The sequence below is a fragment of the Aeromonas sp. RU39B genome, assembly GCF_900156095.1.
Taxonomy (GTDB): Bacteria; Pseudomonadota; Gammaproteobacteria; order Enterobacterales; family Aeromonadaceae; genus Aeromonas.
On record NZ_FTMJ01000030.1, the window covers coordinates 1 to 2262 of the forward strand.

General features: G+C 63.9%; 3 protein-coding genes. All 3 read left to right on the plus strand.

Going from position 1 to position 2262, the window contains the following annotated elements; translation table 11 throughout:
- Positions 1 to 1008 (plus strand): UDP-glucose 4-epimerase GalE (gene galE / locus BW958_RS20090; RefSeq protein WP_256702089.1); only part of this gene is annotated, 1008 nt, incomplete at its 5' end.
- A 2-nt stretch (positions 1009 to 1010) separates the two neighbouring features.
- Positions 1011 to 2045 (plus strand): UDP-glucose--hexose-1-phosphate uridylyltransferase, encoded by a 1035-nt coding sequence (locus BW958_RS20095; RefSeq protein ID WP_076577680.1) that lies wholly within the window; start codon positions 1011 to 1013, stop codon positions 2043 to 2045.
- A gap of 8 nt (positions 2046 to 2053) precedes the next feature.
- On the plus strand, positions 2054 to 2262 hold a 209-nt coding region (locus BW958_RS20100), incomplete at its 3' end, for a galactokinase family protein (protein WP_306169671.1).

The following is a 2262-nucleotide window of genomic DNA, read 5'->3' on the forward strand; positions in this document are numbered from 1 at the left end:
ATTCTGGTCACCGGCGGGTGCGGCTATATCGGCAGTCACACCACGCTGGCGCTGATGGCCGCTGGCCACGAGCCGGTGCTGCTCGACAACCTTTGCAACAGCAAACAGGCCGTGCTCGGTCGCATTGAAGCCATTACCGGCCGCGCCCCCCGCTTCTATCATGCCGATGTGCGCGACCAGGCCCGTCTCGAGCAGGTGCTGCGTGACGAGCAGATTGAGGCCGTTATCCATTTTGCGGCCCTCAAGGCAGTCGGTGAGTCCACCCGCATTCCCCTCGACTATTACGAGAACAACCTCACCGGCACCCTGGTGCTGCTGCGTGCCATGAAGGCGTGCAACGTGCGCACCCTGGTTTTCAGCTCATCGGCCACCGTGTATGGCGACCCGGCCAGCGTGCCCATCCGCGAGCACTTTCCGCGCTCGGCCACCAATCCCTATGGCCGCTCCAAGCTTATCATCGAGCAGGTCCTTGAAGACCTGCAGGCCGCCGAGCCCGACTGGAGCATGACCCTGCTGCGCTACTTCAACCCGGTCGGTGCCCACGAGTCCGGCACCATGGGGGAAGACCCGCAGGGTATCCCCAACAACCTGATGCCGTTCCTGACCCAGGTGGCGATTGGCCGCCGCGAGCGTCTGAGCATCTTTGGTAACGATTACCCCACCGTCGATGGCACCGGCGTGCGCGACTATATCCACGTGATGGACCTGGCCGAGGGCCACGTCAAGGCGCTCGAGCACTGTCACGGCAAGGGCGGCGTGCACACCTACAATCTCGGGACCGGCAAAGGCTACAGCGTGCTGCAGATGGTGGCCGCATTCTCCCGCGCCTGCGGTCATGAGCTGCCCTATCACATCGATGCCCGCCGTCCCGGCGACATCGCCGAGTGCTGGGCCGACCCGGCCAAGGCCGAGCAGGAGCTAGGCTGGCAGGCCACCCGCGACCTGACCTCCATGTGCGCCGACAGCTGGCGCTGGCAATCTTCCAATCCCACTGGTTACGAGGAGTGATGATGTTCAACCCGGTTGATCACCCCCACCGCCGTTTCAATCCGCTGACCGGCCAATATGTGCTGGTCTCGCCGCACCGTGCCAAGCGTCCCTGGCAGGGCCAGGTCGAGAAGGTGACCGAAAGTGCCGCCATCGCCCATGACCCCACCTGCTTCCTGTGTGCCGGCAACACCCGGGTCAATGGCGAAGTGAACCCCGTCTATGACGGCACCTTTGTCTTTACCAACGACTTTGCCGCCCTGATGCAAGACACCCCGGCGGCCAATCAGGCGGCGGACCCGCTGCTGCGCTTGGAAGCGGCCCGTGGCACCAGCCGCGTCATCTGCTTCTCGCCAGACCATGGCAAGACCCTGCCCGAGCTCTCCCTGCCCGCCATCGAAGGGGTGATTCATACTTGGGTCGAGCAGGTGGCCGAGTTGTCACAGAGCTGGGAATGGGTGCAGGTGTTTGAGAACAAGGGCGCCGTGATGGGCTGCTCCAACCCGCACCCGCACGGTCAGTTGTGGGGCAGCGATTTCCTGCCCAACGAGATTGCCCGTGAAGAGGCCAATCAGGTCGCCTGGCTGGCCGAGCACGGTAGTCCACTGCTGGTTGACTACGTGGCGCGTGAACTCAAAGACCGCTCGCGCATCGTGGTGGAAACCGAGCATTGGCTGGCGGTAGTGCCGTTCTGGGCCGCCTGGCCGTTTGAAACCCTGCTACTGCCCAAGGCGCACGTGCCGTCGATGCTCGACCTCACCGCCGCCCAACAGCAAGACCTGGCCATCGCCCTTAAAGAGCTGACCAGCCGCTACGACAACCTGTTTCAGTGCAGCTTCCCCTACTCCATGGGCTGGCACTTTGCCCCGCCGCGCAGCAGTGCGCGTGAAGCCTGGCAACTGCACGCCCATTTCTACCCGCCCTTGCTGCGCTCGGCCACCGTGCGCAAGTTCATGGTGGGTTTTGAGATGCTGGCCGAGACCCAGCGTGACCTGACCCCCGAGCAGGCAGCCGAGCGGTTGCGTGCCCTGAGCCCGATTCACTACAAGACAGTTTGAGGATGACCATGACTCCACTAGCCCGTGTGACCGAGGTCTTTACCCGGCTCCTTGGCCGCGCACCGGACCTCTGCGTCCGCGCCCCCGGCCGCGTCAACCTGATTGGCGAGCACACCGACTACAACGACGGCTTTGTCCTGCCGTGCGCTATCGACTACGAAACCTGCGTGGCCATCGGTCTGCGTGACGATGACCAAGTGCGGGTGATTGCGGCGGA